The 14,824-nt window shown below is 62.0% G+C and carries 16 protein-coding genes; 6 read left to right on the plus strand and 10 right to left on the minus strand.

The genetic code is table 11. The features are described 5' to 3' along the window. Positions 1-6: 6 nt before the first annotated feature. The 5 genes from ABLE86_RS20825 to ABLE86_RS20845 form a co-directional block, all read right to left on the minus strand. Complete coding sequence (locus tag ABLE86_RS20825; RefSeq protein ID WP_348780908.1) at positions 7-744, minus strand: SDR family NAD(P)-dependent oxidoreductase; 738 nt, start codon at positions 742-744, stop codon at positions 7-9. 145 nt (positions 745-889) lie between these two features. Then, the gene (locus ABLE86_RS20830) at positions 890-2,011 is read right to left on the minus strand and encodes a C4-dicarboxylate TRAP transporter substrate-binding protein (protein ID WP_348780909.1); all 1,122 of its coding nucleotides are present in this window, start codon (positions 2,009-2,011) and stop codon (positions 890-892) included. Between the two features lie 76 nt (positions 2,012-2,087). Further along, positions 2,088-3,392 carry a TRAP transporter large permease gene (locus ABLE86_RS20835; RefSeq protein WP_348780910.1) on the minus strand — a complete coding sequence of 435 codons (1,305 nt, stop codon included), beginning with the start codon at positions 3,390-3,392 and terminating at the stop codon, positions 2,088-2,090. An 8-nt stretch (positions 3,393-3,400) separates the two neighbouring features. Beyond that, complete coding sequence (locus ABLE86_RS20840) at positions 3,401-3,910, minus strand: TRAP transporter small permease (RefSeq protein ID WP_348780911.1); 510 nt, start codon at positions 3,908-3,910, stop codon at positions 3,401-3,403. Between the two features lie 49 nt (positions 3,911-3,959). After that, complete coding sequence (locus ABLE86_RS20845; protein WP_348780912.1) at positions 3,960-4,718, minus strand: SDR family NAD(P)-dependent oxidoreductase; 759 nt, start codon at positions 4,716-4,718, stop codon at positions 3,960-3,962. A gap of 169 nt (positions 4,719-4,887) precedes the next feature. Here ABLE86_RS20845 and ABLE86_RS20850 point away from each other — a divergent pair, with 169 nt between their 5' ends. Continuing rightward, a complete protein-coding gene (locus ABLE86_RS20850) occupies positions 4,888-5,643 on the plus strand; it encodes a GntR family transcriptional regulator (RefSeq protein ID WP_348780913.1) in 756 nt (251 codons plus the stop codon). Then, positions 5,640-6,257 (plus strand): glutathione S-transferase family protein, encoded by a 618-nt coding sequence (locus tag ABLE86_RS20855; RefSeq protein WP_348780914.1) that lies wholly within the window; start codon positions 5,640-5,642, stop codon positions 6,255-6,257. Before ABLE86_RS20850 ends, ABLE86_RS20855 begins: the two co-directional genes overlap by 4 nt. A gap of 61 nt (positions 6,258-6,318) precedes the next feature. Here ABLE86_RS20855 and fahA read toward each other — a convergent pair whose 3' ends face one another. Both fahA and hmgA read right to left on the minus strand, forming a co-directional pair. Then, positions 6,319-7,572 (minus strand): fumarylacetoacetase, encoded by a 1,254-nt coding sequence (gene fahA, locus ABLE86_RS20860; RefSeq protein ID WP_348780915.1) that lies wholly within the window; start codon positions 7,570-7,572, stop codon positions 6,319-6,321. Between the two features lie 81 nt (positions 7,573-7,653). Further along, positions 7,654-8,988, minus strand: a complete 1,335-nt coding sequence (gene hmgA / locus ABLE86_RS20865) for a homogentisate 1,2-dioxygenase (protein WP_348780985.1) — start codon at positions 8,986-8,988, stop codon at positions 7,654-7,656. Positions 8,989-9,226: 238 nt separating this feature from the next. Here hmgA and ABLE86_RS20870 point away from each other — a divergent pair, with 238 nt between their 5' ends. Together ABLE86_RS20870 and maiA are read left to right on the plus strand one after the other, a co-directional pair. Continuing rightward, entirely contained in the window at positions 9,227-9,664 is a 438-nt protein-coding gene (locus ABLE86_RS20870) for a MarR family winged helix-turn-helix transcriptional regulator (protein ID WP_348780916.1), read from the plus strand. After that, positions 9,661-10,278: a maleylacetoacetate isomerase gene (gene maiA / locus ABLE86_RS20875; RefSeq protein ID WP_348780917.1), complete on the plus strand. Its 618-nt coding sequence runs from the start codon at positions 9,661-9,663 to the stop codon at positions 10,276-10,278. The genes ABLE86_RS20870 and maiA overlap by 4 nt, the downstream gene beginning before the upstream one ends. Before the next feature lie 31 nt (positions 10,279-10,309). On the opposite strand, the gene ABLE86_RS20880 is transcribed toward maiA, so the two are convergent. Beyond that, complete coding sequence (locus ABLE86_RS20880) at positions 10,310-11,518, minus strand: pyridoxal phosphate-dependent aminotransferase (protein ID WP_348780918.1); 1,209 nt, start codon at positions 11,516-11,518, stop codon at positions 10,310-10,312. Between the two features lie 86 nt (positions 11,519-11,604). On the opposite strand from ABLE86_RS20880, the gene ABLE86_RS20885 reads away from it, so the two are divergent. Both ABLE86_RS20885 and ABLE86_RS20890 read left to right on the plus strand, forming a co-directional pair. Beyond that, positions 11,605-12,291: a GNAT family protein gene (locus ABLE86_RS20885; protein ID WP_348780919.1), complete on the plus strand. Its 687-nt coding sequence runs from the start codon at positions 11,605-11,607 to the stop codon at positions 12,289-12,291. Positions 12,292-12,330: 39 nt separating this feature from the next. Beyond that, the gene (locus tag ABLE86_RS20890) at positions 12,331-12,537 is read left to right on the plus strand and encodes a hypothetical protein (RefSeq protein WP_348780986.1); all 207 of its coding nucleotides are present in this window, start codon (positions 12,331-12,333) and stop codon (positions 12,535-12,537) included. A 30-nt stretch (positions 12,538-12,567) separates the two neighbouring features. Here the strand turns inward: ABLE86_RS20890 and ABLE86_RS20895 are convergent, their stop codons facing one another. Next, positions 12,568-14,004 (minus strand): ATP-binding protein, encoded by a 1,437-nt coding sequence (locus ABLE86_RS20895; protein WP_348780920.1) that lies wholly within the window; start codon positions 14,002-14,004, stop codon positions 12,568-12,570. Next, a complete protein-coding gene (locus tag ABLE86_RS20900; protein WP_348780987.1) occupies positions 14,001-14,717 on the minus strand; it encodes a response regulator in 717 nt (238 codons plus the stop codon). The genes ABLE86_RS20895 and ABLE86_RS20900 overlap by 4 nt, the downstream gene beginning before the upstream one ends. Between the last annotated feature and the right edge of the window lie 107 nt (positions 14,718-14,824).

A 14,824-nucleotide genomic window follows, 5' to 3' on the forward strand; every position in this document is an offset into this window, starting at 1 on the left:
TCCTCCTCAGAACGCTGCCGTGCCGCCGACCGAACGGCCGCCGTCGACGATCAGGACCTGACCGGTGACAAAGCTCGCACGCTCGTCGGCGAAGAACGAAACGGCATGGGCGATGTCTTCGGGGATGCCGAGCTTGCCCGTGGGCTGTGCGGCGCGCATCTCATCGAGGCCGTCCTTGCGCTCGAGAAGCATGTCGGTCTGGATGATGCCGGGGGCGACCGCGTTCACGGTGATCTGCTTCATGCCCAGTTCCAGCGCCAGCGCCTTGGTGAAGCCCGCGACTGCGGCTTTCGAGGCAACGTAATGGGCGTAGTGACGTGCGCCGAAGGCCGCGCGCGAGCACAGGTTCACGATCCGTCCGCCTTCGGGCATCTTGCGCGACGCCTGCTGGGAGAGGGTGAACATCGCGACGAGATTGATCTCGTACATCTTGCGGAAATCGTCTGCCGTCAGCTTGTCGAATTCGATGACAGTGAAGATGCCGGCATTGTTGACCAGGACCTGCAGCGTTTCGACGCTGTCGATCAGGGCCTGTGTCGCCACCGGATCGGTGATGTCGAGCACGGCCGCGCGGGCCTCGTAGCCCTTTTCATGAAGCTGACGGACGGTTTCCTCTGCAGGCGCCTGCGCGCGATCAGCCACCACGATGGCAAAGCCATCAGCGGCCAAGCGGTGGGCGATGGCACGGCCGATCCCGGAACCGGCACCGGTGACGATTGCGGTTTGCGTCTTTTGCACTGACATGAGCGTAACCTTCGAGTGGCCATCCTGGATGGCCGTGCAGAGAGAAACTTGGAAGGGGGTTGGAGCAGGCGCGGAGTTTCCGCGCTCTGCGGTCCGGAGCGCCTCGAACGACCGGCGCAGGAAAACCTGCGCCGGTCAGAGGGGATCAGTTCAGGCCGTAGGTGTTCTCGTCCAGCTTGGCGAAGATGTTTTCGTGAACGACCTTGGCGATGGCGGCCGCGTCGTTGCGGTCTACACCTTCGAGAAGCTGGGTCCACTTTGCCTGCAGGGCGAGGAACTCGGTAACGATATCGGTCGGGTCTTCTACGCCGCGCTCCTTCATGGTGCGGGCGGGAGCGTTCTCGACCAGATTGCTCCTGAACTTGGCCAGGGCCTCCACCAGTTCCGGGTGGGGTTCGTCGATCGTGATCTTGCGCTCGGCCGAACCGTTCAGGGCTGCGGCCACGCCCTGGGCGTAGGCCACCTGCGAGCGGGCGAGGCCGAGCGCGGTGGCGTCAAGGATCTTGCGACGGTTGTCCGGGCCGATCTCGTTCCAGAAATCCTTGTTGTAAACATAGGTCGCGCCAAGCGAGGTGCCCTGCTCAAGCGTGGTGATCGACTTCACGACTTCCCAGAACTTGTAGCCCTTGTCGAGGTTGGTCGGATCGGAGAGCGTGCAGTCGAGCGATCCGCGCTCGAGACCCGAGTAGACGTCGGTCATCGGTACAGCGACCGGAACGGCGCCGAGCGAGGCGGCCCATTCATTCTGTGCCGTGCCCGCGGTGCGTACCTTCAGGCCCTTGATGGAGTTCAGGTCGCCCAGCGGCTTCATGCACAGGAACACATAGGCAGGCGTCGAATAGCCGCCGAGGAATACGGTCCCGTGGTTTGCGTACTCCTTCACCATTTTCGGATTGGTCAGGCCGATTTCGGTCAGTGCGAAGGCGGTGGCATAATCGTCCTTGGCGACGAAGGCGAGATCGTTGATCAGGCCCGACAGCGGCAGGTCCGAAGGCGTGTAGGAAGCGGCAACGATGCCCATCTGGGCGACGCCGTCACCGATTGCGCCCAAGGTGGTCGGGGCAGGAACCAGCGACCCGGAGGAATAGACCTCGAAGTCGATTTCGCCGTTGGTGGCGGCTTTGACATCGGCGACGAACGGCACGAAGGCCACTTCGTTCAGGATGTGGGTGGGGGCCATCCAGTTGGTCGCCTGGTAGTTTTCGGCATAGGCCAGGCCCGACATCATCGCCAGCGAGGCAACAGTCGTGGTCAGAAGTTTTTTCATAGTCTCACTCCTCAGAAAAGTTTGATTGCGGCCGGGCGCGCACCTTCCGCACCCGGCTTATCTCTCGGCGATTGGGCTAGTTGGCCATGAATTCCGGCAGCCAAAGGCTGAGGGCTGGGAAGGCGATCAGCAGCGCCAGCGTCACCAGGTCGATGGCGATGAACCAGCCTACGCCCTTGAAGATCTCGCCGAGCGTCACGCGGTTGCCCATGGCGGATTTGATGACGAACACATTCATTCCCATTGGCGGCGTCACAAGGCCGATCTCCAGCAGCTTGATCGTCAGCACGCCGAACCAGATCAGGTTCACCTCGTGGGCGACCAGAAGCGGCGCAAGCACCGGCAGGCACAGCAGCATGATCGAGATCGATTCCAGGAAGGCGCCAAGGACCAGGAACAGCAGGCAGATCAGCATCAGCACGGCGAAGGTGGAATAGCCGTCAAAATAGCCGACGATGAAATCGGGCAGCGTCGAAAGCGCCACGAAGCGGGCAAACAATGCCGCGCCCAGCATCACCATGAAGACTTCCGAGGTGCCGCTTGCGGTGTCGACCAGCGCACGCTTCATGATCCCAGGGTTCAGGCGGCCGCGCACAAGGGCCAGGACCAAGGCGAGGAAGGCGCCCACTGCACCAGCTTCGGTGGCGGTGAACAGGCCGGTGAATATGCCCCCCAGCACGCCCAGTATCAGCACCGGCAGGGGCCACGCGTCCGAAATCAGAGCCCGTTTTTCTTCCGGCGTGACCTTCACCTGCACTTTTGGCGCAAGCGCGGGGTTCAGCATGCAGCGCACGGTAATCAGGCCCAGGAACATGACCGCGGTCAGAATGCCCGGGACGATGCCTGCAATGAACAGCGTCGAGATCGAGGTGTCGAGCAGCATCCCGAAGACGATCATCAGAACGCTGGGCGGGATCAAGGCGCCGAGGGTGCCGGCCGCTGCAACCGAACCAGTCGCCAGGCCCTTGTTGTAATTGGAATCCAGCATCTCCGGAACAGCGATGCGCGAGAAGGCCGCAGCGGTTGCCACCGACGAGCCCGAGGCGGACGCGAAAAGCGCACTTGCTGCAACCGTCGACGAGGCAAGACCACCCGGCAGCCAGGCCAGAAGAATGCGGGCAGCGCCAAACAGGCCGCGGGTCAGACCCGCTTCCACGGCGATGAAGCCCATCAAAAGGAACATCGGGATAGCCGAGAGATTCCAGTCACCGATCAGGTGGAAGGGGACGGCCTTGGCAATGCCAACGGCGGGCTTCCAGCCCATCATCGCCCAGATGCCTACGAAGGCGGTGCCGCCCATTGCGGCCCCGATAGGCACGCGCACGCCGATCAGCATCAGGACCAGCGCGATACCCATAAACCCTAATTCAATGCGTTCCATCGCTGGCCTCAGTGACTGGGATTGTGTGACGGGTGTTCGACAAGGCGAACACGGTCGCCCGCGAAAATCTTGATGAGGAGCACGAGGCAGGCAATCGCAAGCCCAAGCGGCAGCATGTATTTCGCCGGCCACACCGTCACGCGCCACAGGCCGTCAACGCTTTCGTTGATTTTGTAGGCGCGCATCGCCACGTCCCACGAGAACCAGCCAAGGCCCACGTAGAATATCAAGGTGCCGACTTGGCCGATCTTGCGCATCACGCGCTGCGCGGCGGGGCCGACATTGTCATAGATGAGGTCCACCGAGATCGCCGAACCCTTGGCCTCGACATAGGCCAGGACCAGGAACACGCAGGCGATCATGTAGTAGTTCGCCACGACCTCTGCGGTGCTCGGAACCGGATAGTGGAAAACGTATTTGCAAAATACGTCGGCCACTACGTGGAACATCATCAGGGCAACCGCAATGCCGGCCAGCACGGCGAATGCGTTTGTGAGAAACTTCAGCGTTTTTATCATAAGGCCTCCCTAGCCCTCCTGACAGTGTCGGCCCGGCCGACACTCAGCGCTACTGCATCCGGTAACCGCCGTTGACGTCGATGACCGCGCCGGTGATGTAGCTGGCGTCCTTGCCCATCAGGAAGGCGACCGCACCCGCGACGTCGTCCGGTGTACCGATGCGTTGCAGCGGAATGTTGCCGCTCACGGTGGAATAGTTCTTGGGATCCAGCGACTGGTGCAGCATCGGCGCATCAATAAGGCCCGGCGCCACCGCGTTTACGGTGATGCCCAGGTGGGCGGATTCCCGCGCGCCGGCCTTGATCAGGCCAAGCACCGCGCTTTTGGATGCGATGTAGGCGGAACTGGAGCGATAACCGCCGAGCTGGGCTGCAACCGACGCAAAGCCGACGAACCGGCCGCCGGAAATCTGGCGCTTGTTGGCTCCGCGGAGATATTCGCGCAGCAGAAGGAAGGTTCCCGTGCTGTTCACGCGCTGGGTGAGGTCCCAGTCCTTGAGCGTGATGTCGGTAAGGGCCGGGCGGTCGCCGTTCGGGGCAAAGAGTAGGATGCCTGCGGCGGCGACAACGGCATCGATCGGAGCCCCCATTGCGTCTGCTTTCGCAAACGCCGCAGCAACCGCGGCTTCGTCGGCCACATCGAGCGCGATCGCGCGATGGCCTTCGCCCTTGATATCCACCAGCGCCGACTCGGCTGCTTCGAGCTTCAGGTCGGCTGCCAGGACGCGATAGCCGTCTTCAGCCAGGCGCTGGACAATAGCACGCCCAATGCCGCCGGCTGCGCCGGTGACAAGACAAACACCCTGCATGGTGTGAACTCCTCAATTCATTGCAGAGACAATGAACACATTATCGCCGGTTCGTAAATGCCGATTGTGGCGAATTTTTTAAATCTAGCCAGGATTGGATAAATTTTGTATTCAGCTAGGAGCCGAGTGCATGCCGCTGCGACATCCGGACGGGAGCCCGCGACCGCTCATGATTGAAGAAAACAACGCCCACACAAGCTCCGAACAGGTTCTCGTTCGTCTTCGTGAGGTGATTCTTCGCGGCGAATTACTTCCTGGGGAAAAACTCCATCAGGACCGTTTGGCCGAGACGCTTGGCGTCTCCCGCACACCCCTGCGCACGGCATTGACGGCCCTGACCCAGTCCGGTCTCGTCATCTATGAGGCCAACCGCGGTTATCGGGTTCGGGAGTTTTCCTTCGATGAAATGCTTGCGGCATTCCGCGTGCGCGCCGAGCTGGAGGCACTGGCCTGCAAGCTGGCTGCGCCGCGGATATCGCAAGCCGATCTGGAGTTCCTGAAGGAACTGGTCGCGCTTGGGGATTCGCTGATCGCCGGTGGCGTGTTGCGAGCGGAGGCGCTGCCGCAATACCGCCAGATGAACGTCGACTTCCACACCACGATCCTGAAGGCCTCGGGCAATGAATGGATCCAGATCTTCATCGAGCAGCTTCATAACGTGCCGCTTGCATCCGACCGGGTGATCATGTGGCAGGATTACGATGTCATCATGAGATCCCATGATGACCATCGCCGAATCGCGACGGTCTTGGCCGAGCGCGATGGAATGCGCGCCGCGGGCATCATGTACGAGCATATCGCCTACGCCGCCGACCACCTGACCAACCATCTTAAGCAACGTCCCCAGGACTTCATGCGCGTGCCTTCCAGCAACGCGCCTGAACCCAAGCGCCGGGACAAAACTCGAAGGAAAGTACAGTCGTGACAATCAGGCTTTTTCATTCAGGCGCCTCACCCTATGTCCGCAAGGTCATGGTGACTGCGATCGAACGTGGGGTTGAGGACCAGATCGAAATCCTGGCTTCGGCCGCCGGTCCCGTGAAGCGCGATCAGAACATCGTCCGCCACAACCCGTCGGGCAAGGTTCCGAGCGCGATCCTGGACAATGACCAGCCGCTTTTCGACAGCCGCGTCATCTGCGCTTACGTCGACAGCATCGCCGAAGGCACGTCGGTCTACCCGACGGATGAGCGCCGCTTCACGGTTCTGATGCTGGAGGCGCTGGCGGATTCCATTCTCGATGCCTGCCTGCTCTGCCGCTATGAGCGGGTGATGCGGCCCCAGGAACTGCAGTGGGACGACTGGTACAACGGACAGATGGAAAAGATCGATTCCGGTCTTGATGATCTCGAGAACCGTTGGATCGACGCGATCTCGGCCGATTTCAACGCCGGTTCCATCGCCGTTGCCTGTACGCTCGGCTATCTCGACTTCCGTTTCGCCGACAAGGACTGGCGCACGGCGCATCCGAAGCTGGCTACCTGGTTCGCCGAAGTGTCCAAGCGCCCCTCGATGGAAAAAACCTTCCCGAAGGGCTGAGCCTGGTTCAGCAAATAAAAGAAAGGCCCCTGTTTCCAGGGGCCTTTTTTCGTTCAGCGCATCAAGCCTTGTAGGGTATCGCCGGCAAGATCTTGCCTTCGCAGGGGCCAAAGCCGATGCGGTAGCCCTGGCCTTCGGCATAGCCCGTGAACTTCACGGTATCGCCGTCGTGAAGGAAGCTGCGCGTCTCGCCGCTATCCAGCGTCACCGGCTCCTTGCCGCCCCAGCTGATTTCCAGCATGGAACCGCGCGAGTCCTTCGTCGGGCCCGAAATGGTGCCCGAGCCGAGCAGGTCGCCAACGTCCATCGGGCAGCCCGAAGTGGTGTGGTGGCAAAGCTGCTGCGGCGCCGAATAGTACATCTCGGCGTAGTTCGTCCGCGCCACAACCGTGCCGGCCTTGCCCTCGGGGGCGATTTCGACCTCGAGCTTGATGTCGTAGAGCATCGGGCCCGGCTCGGCCAGGTAGGGCAGCAGTTCCTTCTCGCGGGCGGGCGTGGAGGTGCGGAACGGTTCGAGCGCGGCGCGGCTGACGATCCACGGGCTGATCGTGGTGGCCGTCGCCTTTGCCTGGAACGGTCCGAGCGGCTGGTATTCCCAGGCCTGGATGTCGCGGGCCGACCAGTCGTTGAGAAGCACATAGCCGAAGATCATTTCGTCGGCTTCAGCGACCGAGACCATGCCTTCGGAGGCCGTTCCGACGATCGCGCCCATTTCCAGTTCGAAGTCGAAACGCTCGCAGGGCGCAAAGCGCGGCGCGGCGTCGTTCGGGCCCTTCAGCTGGCCGTTGGGACGGCGCACCTCGGTGCCGGAAACCACGACCGAGGAAGCGCGGCCATTGTAGCCGATGGGAATGTGCAGCCAGTTTGGCGGCAGGGCGTTTTCCGCCCCGCGGAACATCGTGCCCACATTCGTCGCGTGGTGCTTGCTGGCGTAGAAATCCGTATAGCCCGAGACGAGAAACGGCATGAACAGTTCCGCGTCCGATGCCGGATAGAGATGCGGCTCGACTTCCTCGCGTTCGGAAGACCCTTCGACCAGCAATTCCGTCAGGCGGCTGCGAAACGCGTCCCATGCCTCCGGGCCCATTTCCATCAGCACGTTCCAGAACGGCACGTCGAAGACCGGCTCGTCGGAAAGATCGATCAGCCCGATCTCTTCCAGGGCTCGGATGTCGACGATCTGGTCGCCGATGGCGACGCCGCAACGCGGATCGTCATCGCCGGGAGCGAAGACACCATAGGGCAGGTTGTTCAGCGGAAACTCGGTTGTCGCGGAGTTCGCGCTTTCCACCCAGCTCCTCAATAGGCTTGTCATGTTGTCCTTCCTGTTCAATTAGTGGAAAAAGGGCCGAGAGCCTCGCTCCCAACCCTTTCTCCAAAATCCCGCTTTTGGCGGTCACTTCACCGACGGCGTACCGTCGAACTTCTTTTCAAGGCTGTCCCAGCAGTCGATGTAGTCGTCCTGCAGCGGCGCCTGCGTGGCCGCAAACTCGGTCAGATGCTGCGGGAAGCGAGTCTCGAACATGAACGACATGGTCTCGTCCAGCTTCTCCGGCTTGAGTTCGCCGTTCGAAGCTCCTTCGAAGGCATCGCGGTCCGGCCCATGGGGCAGCATCATGTTGTGAAGGCTCATGCCGCCGGGCACGAAGCCCTGGGGCTTGGCGTCGTAGATGCCATAGATGTTGCCCATCATCTCCGACATGATGTTCTTGTGGTACCACGGCGGGCGGAACGAATGCTCGGCCACCATCCAGCGCTCGCGGAACAGAACAAAGTCGATATTGGCGGTGCCTTCCACGCCCGAAGGTGCGGTCAGCACGGTGAAGATGGACGGATCGGGATGGTCGAACAGGATCGCGCCCACGGGCGAGTAGGTGCGAAGGTCATATTTGACCGGCGCATAGTTGCCGTGCCACGCCACCACATCAAGCGGCGAATGGTTGATGAAGGTCTCATGAAACTGACCGCACCACTTGATGACCACGCGTGAGCGGGCCTCGCGGTCTTCGAAGGCTGCGACCGGCGTTTTGAAATCGCGCGGGTTTGCCATGCAGTTGGCGCCGATGGGGCCACGGCTCGGAAGATCGAATTTCTGGCCGTAGTTTTCGCATACAAAACCGCGGGCTGGTCCTTCCAGCACTTCGACGCGGTAGACGAGACCGCGCGGCAGGATCGCTATCTCCTTCGGTTCAAGGTCGATCACGCCGAGCTCGGTCGCAAAGCGCAAGCGACCTTCCTGCGGCACGACGAGCAGTTCGCTGTCGGCCGAGTAGAAATACTCGTCCTGCATCGAGGTATTCACAAGGTAGACATGGCTTGCCATGCCGACCTGCGTGTTGACATCGCCAGCGGTGGTCATCGTGCGCATGCCGGTAATCCACGTCAGCGATTCTTCCGTGTGCGGAACCGGGTCCCAGCGGTACTGGCCAAGGCTGATCACGTCGGGAAGCACGCAGGGCGCGGATTTCCAGAGCGGCACCTCTATCTTGGAGAAGCGCGTGACATGCTTGACCGACGGACGAATGCGGTAGCACCAGGTGCGCTCGTTCTGGCCCCGGGGCGCCGTGAATGCGGTGCCTGAAAGCTGCTCGGCATAGAGGCCGTAGGCGCATTTTTGCGGGCTGTTCTGCCCTTGCGGCAGTGCGCCCGGCAGTGCCTCCGTTTCAAAATCATTGCCGAAGCCGGGCATGTAGCCGGGAACGGTGCCGGTGGTGAGGCCGCTTTGGATCATGCCTGCCGGTAGGGGAACTGTCATCTTCAACGCCTTCCAATATGAGTTGCCGGAAACGGTCGTTTTCGAGCCGTCGAGCGTGCAATTCGCTTGATCAGAGATATCGTTGCGTTTACAACGATGTCAAGTGGCCCGCCGAAATGGAATTGTCTCGCGCCGAGATGTCTGATTTCCTTGGGGAAATTCGAAGTGATTTTTACAGCAATTGGCGCGACTATTTTTCGAGGGTTGAATGCAAATGCAGACCGATAGCAATTTTGATCTGGACAATTTCCTGCCTTACCAGCTTGCCGTCGTTGCTGGCCGGGCGAGCAAGGCATTTTCGGAAATCTATTCTGCTGAAGCGGGCCTTACGGTGCCCGAGTGGCGCATCATGGCGCATCTTCTGAAGGCCGAGGCCGTCAGCGTACGCGAAATTCACCTGCGCACCGACCTGGACAAGCCAAAGGTCAGCCGTGCTTCCGATCGGCTCGAGGCCGAGGGCCTGCTGGTCAAGAAGGTGAACCCGCGCGACCGGCGCCTGGTTGAATTGAGCCTGACGCCTGCGGGCCGGGCGTTGATGATGAAACTGATTCCGCTGGCCAACCAGTTCCAGCAGAAATTGCTGGAGCAGCTTGGCGGCGATGCGGCGGCCTTCAGGGCCGCACTCTCCCGGATGATGGATGATTCGAAATGACCACGCTTTACGACTATTGGCGCTCGTCTGCTTCCTACAGGCTGCGCATCGCCCTCGGGCTCCTCGGCGAGCCTTATGAGAAAGTGACGGTCAACCTGCTTGAGGGGGAACATCGCGGCGCCGAGAATCTGGCCCGCAATCCGCAGGGCCTTGTGCCGACGCTGGAGATCGACGGCCATTCCTTCACCCAGTCGCTGGCGATTCTGGAATATCTCGATGAGACGCGAAACGCCGGGTTTCTGCCGAAGGATCCCGTCGGCCGTGCAAGAGTGCGCGCGCTCTCCTACGCGGTTGCGATGGAGATTCATCCGGTCTGCAACCTTTCCGTCGGCAAATATGCTTCCGAACAGTCGAATGGCGCGATCACGACGGAAAGCTGGTCGCAGCACTTCATCGGCAAGGGCTTCATGGCGCTGGAGAGAATGCTTGAGGCGCCGGAGACCGGCGCGTTCTGCCATGGCGACAGCGTGACGATGGCGGATATCTGCCTCGTGCCGCAGGTCTACAATGCGCGGCGCTGGGGTGTGGACCTGTCCAAGACGCCGAAACTGGCTGAAATCTCTTCCAGAGCAGAAGCCCTGCCGGCTTTCGCCGCTGCGTTCCCCAGCCAATAGTACTGCGCCGCTTCTTCCATGAAAACGGCGGTCAGCCCCGCGCGGCGCTGACGCTGTCGCGTGAGAGGAAGTCGCCGATCCGTTCCAGGGCGCGCAGGATGTTTTCTTCCGAATTGGCGTAGGAAAGGCGGATATAGCCTTCGCCGAGCACGCCGAAGTCCGGCCCGCCGATCAGCGCCACGCCGGCTTCTTCCAGCAGCGCGCTCGCCAGTTTCTTGGATTTCCAGCCTGTGCCGGCAATGTTGGGGAAGGCATAGAAGGCACCCTTGGGCGTGATGCAGGAAATGCCGGGCAGCGCATTCAGCCCCTCGACCACAACCTTGCGGCGCTTGTCGAAGGCGCGCATCATCTTTTCCACGTCGTCCTGCGGACCATCGATGGCCGCGATGCCCGCAAACTGGCTCGGCGCGTTGACGCAGGACCAGCAGTTGACCGCCAGCTTGCGCACCTTGTCGTAGAGATGCGCGCCTTTCTCGCCGTTCGGCCAGATCGACCAGCCCATGCGCCAGCCGGTCATGGCCCAGGTCTTGGACCAGCCATTCAGCACGATCAGCCGGTCGCGGATTTCGGGAAACTTCAGCAGCGAGCAGTGCGTCTCGCCGTCATAGGTCATCACGTCGTAGATCTCGTCGGAGAGGATCGCGACATGCGGATGCGCCTCAAGCCCCTTCACCAGCTTTTCGATCTCGGCGCGCGGGGTGACGCCGCCGGTAGGATTGGCCGGCGAGTTGAGAATCAACAGCCGCGTCTTCGGCGTGATCAGCGACAGCGTTTCCTCTGCCGAGAACGCAAAGCCGTTGACCTCGCGCATAGGCACCGGCACCGGAGTGGCACCGGTAAACTCGATCATCGAGCGGTAAATCGGAAAGCCCGGATCGGGGTAGAGGATTTCGGTGCCCGGCTCGCCGAACATCATGATAGCCGCAAACATGGTCGGCTTGCCGCCGGGCATTATCATCACGCTCTCGGGCGAAACCTCGACGCCGGTAGTTGCGAGCGTGCGCCGCACCACCGCCTCGCGGGTGGCAAGCAGGCCGTTTGCCGGCGTATAGCCATGGTGGCCATCGCGCAGCGCCTTGATCGCGGCCTCCACGATGTGGTCCGGCGTGCGGAAATCGGGCTGCCCGATGCCGAGATTGACGATGTCGCGGCCTTCATGGGCAAGCTGGGTGGCGCGTGCCAGAACGGCAAAGGCGTTTTCCTCGCCGAGGTGGTCAAAGGCGGCAATCGTTTGGAGCATGTTTCGCGGCCCGTCTGGTTCTTTTGAACTGAATGCGTTTTTGTGAGGCTTTCGGCTGAGAAAAGCAATCACATGGGGACGAGAGGATGACGATGGACCTGGCCCAGTGGCAGCCGCGGCCGCGCCCGCAGCGCGAGATCTTGGAGGGGCGCTATGTGCGGCTGGAGCCGCTCGACGCGGCCCGGCACGGCGACGGACTGTTTGCGGCGTCGTCGGTGCCGGATGCCGGCGATCGCTTCCGCTGGCTGCCGGAATATCCACCGGAAACCCGCGAAGGCTTCCAACCCTGGCTGGACAAGGCCACCGCAAGCGAGGACCCGCTCTATTTCACGGTCATCGACAGGGCGAGCGGCCAGATTGCCGGCCGCCAGACGCTCATGCGCATCGATCCGGCCAATGGTGTCATCGAGATCGGCAACATCTATTGGGGCCCGCTGATCTCGCGCAAACCCGCCGCCACCGAGGCGCAATTCCTGTTCATGCAATATGCTTTCGATACGCTCGGCTATCGCCGCTACGAGTGGAAGTGCAACAATGCCAACCTGCCGTCAAAGCGGGCGGCCGAGCGCTTCGGCTTCAAGTTCGAGGGCATCTTCCGCCAGCACCTGGTCGTGAAGGGCAAGAACCGCGACACGGCGTGGTATTCTGTCATCGACGGCGAATGGCCTGCGCTGAAACGCGCCTATGAGAATTGGCTCGATCCGGCTAATTTCGACGCCGAGGGTCGGCAGAAGCAGCGGCTGGAAGATTTTCGCGCCACGCTGCGCGCCTGATCCTTGGCGGCGGCGCAAACGGACAGAATGGAAATGACGATGGATTCAGGCAACCGCAAATCGGCGATCGCCGCGGCGGCGATCATGCTGGTGTTCGGCCTGCTCGCCTATTTCCTGCCCAACATCATGCTGGCGGTCGGCGGCGTTTCGCCCCTCGCGGCAGGGGCCGTCGCGGTGTTGTTCGTGGCGGGGTTCTTCATCGTTATCTGGCTGCGGGCGCGCAGCCAGCGCCGCAAGCCACACTGACAGCCGCGCCCTGAGCATACAGCAACCAGCTCATGCGGTTGTCTTCGGCCTTGGTTCCCTGACGCGCGGCAAGACCAGCACCGAGCGCAAACCGCCGCCCGGCCGGTTGCGGAGAGTGACGTCGCCGCCGAAGCTGCGTGCGGTGTTGCGCGCAATGGTCAGGCCCAGGCCGAAGCCGCCGGTCTGGCGGTTGCGCGACGCTTCCATGCGCGTGAAAGGCCGAAAAACCTTTTCGAGGTCCGCATCCGGAATGCCCGGGCCATCGTCGTCGATCGAAAGCACGATCTCGGTCTCGGTTTGAGAAACGCTCAAGCGTGCCGAGCCGCCATATTTCACGGCATTCTCGATCAGGTTGGTGATGCAGCGCCGCAGCGGCACGGCTCGGCCGAGACATATCAGGCCGCGTTGACGAGAAGCCGTTTCATCCATGACCACGTTGGGGTTTTCATCGGCGATGGAGTCGACCAGAGACCAGAAATCTATCCGCTCCAGATCGCCGGAGTGGCCGTTCTGGCTTGCGAAATCCAGCACGGAGGCAGTTATGGTCTCGATGTCTGCCAGGTTCTGCATCAGCGCTTTCTTCACCGGCGATTGGCCGAGCAATTCGATGCGCAGGCGGATGCGCGTCAGCGGCGTGCGCAGGTCGTGCGCGAGTGCTGCGGCCAAAAGCTCCCTGTCCTCGACATATTCGCGCAGGCGCGCTTGCATGGCGTTGACCGCTCGCGCGGCGGACCTGTATTCGCTGCTGCCGCGCTCGGGCAGGGGAGGGCTCTTCAAGTCCTCACCGATATGCCCGACCGCGCTTTCAAGGGCACGATAGGGCGCGGTCAGGCGGCGTAGCGCCCACATCGAAAGCAGCACCACGGCCGCGGCCGCAGAGGCGTAGAGCGGCAGGCTTTGCGCCGTCAGGATCGGGCTGAGGGGCGTGGACGGCATGATGAAGTTCATCCATTGTCCGTCCTTGAACTCGATCGAGGCTATGAGCGTGTCGCTCTTGGTGTAGTCCGCCGCAAGGTTGAGGAGTTCTCGCTCGACGCTGCCCACGTCGTCCCTGGTGGCTGCGGCGCCGGCATTCGCAGTTCCCTCGCTGATGGGGGATTCGCGGCGGACACGCGCATCCTCCACGCCGTATTTCGACAGGCGCCCGACGATGATGTCCTCCATCTCCGCCATCTCGTCGTCCGTCGGGATCGAGGAGGTGATCGCGGCTTCATCGGAAACGGTGAGCCCGTAGGGCGGCGCCGACAGTTCAGCCGCAATGTTCTTTCGCTGCTCCGGCGAGGCCGCATACATCAGCTTGACCAGCGCCAGAGAGCGTTCGTTGAGCCGGAGCAGGTCCTGGATGTTGTTGGAAGCCACGCGTTCGCGCGCCACGATTGAAAGCGTCAGGACCTGTATGGCCAGCAGGCCGGCGATGAGGATCAGCAGCACCCAGGCGGGAAGCGAGCGCGGCAGAAGCCATCTCATTCGGCAACGACCTCCGGCACGAACTGGTAGCCGCCGCCGCGCACCGTCTGGATGAGCTTGGGCGAGCGGGGATCGTCCTCCATCTTGCGCCGCAGGCGGCTGACCAGAATGTCGACGCTGCGATCATAGCTGTAGTCGCCGTTCTGGTTGGACAGCTCCACGAGCTGCTCGCGGCTGAGCACGCGCTGCGCACTCTTGGCGAGCGTCAACAGCAGATTGAACTCGGCGGTGGTCAGCTCTATGCGCACCTCGTCCGGGTTCAGCAGCCGTCGGCGGGCAGCGTCCAGTGTCCAGCCGGCAAATCTGAATATCTGCTCCATGGGCCGGTAGGCGCCGCCAGGCTCGCTGCGCCGGCGCAGCACCGCGCGGGTACGCGCCAGCAGCTCGCGCGGGTCAAAAGGCTTGGGCACGTAGTCGTCGGCGCCCATCTCCAGGCCGACGATGCGGTCAATGGTTTCCGTGACGGCCGTCAGCATGATGATTGGCACTCTCGAGTGGGTCCGCAGTTCGCGGCAGATGTCCAGCCCGCCCTTGCCGGGCAGCATCACGTCGAGAATGATCAGGTCGACGGGGCTTCGTCGCAGCGCAGCCTGCATCTCGTCCTCATCGCGTGCTGCCGATACCTTCAATCCGTGCTTCTGGAAATATTCCTGCAGCAGGTCACGGATTTCCCTGTCGTCGTCGACGATCAGGATATGGGCGTCGGTTTTCAAGATCATGTTCCCTGCTTGAGCACCACGAATAGCCGCGCTGGAAAAATAAGTCCGGTCGCGAGGATTGGCCAGCGGCAGGTGCGGGAGCCTCGCTGTTACAATCCAGA

The sequence above is a fragment of the Mesorhizobium sp. KR2-14 genome, assembly GCF_040049255.1.
Lineage (GTDB): Bacteria > Pseudomonadota > Alphaproteobacteria > Rhizobiales > Rhizobiaceae > Pseudaminobacter.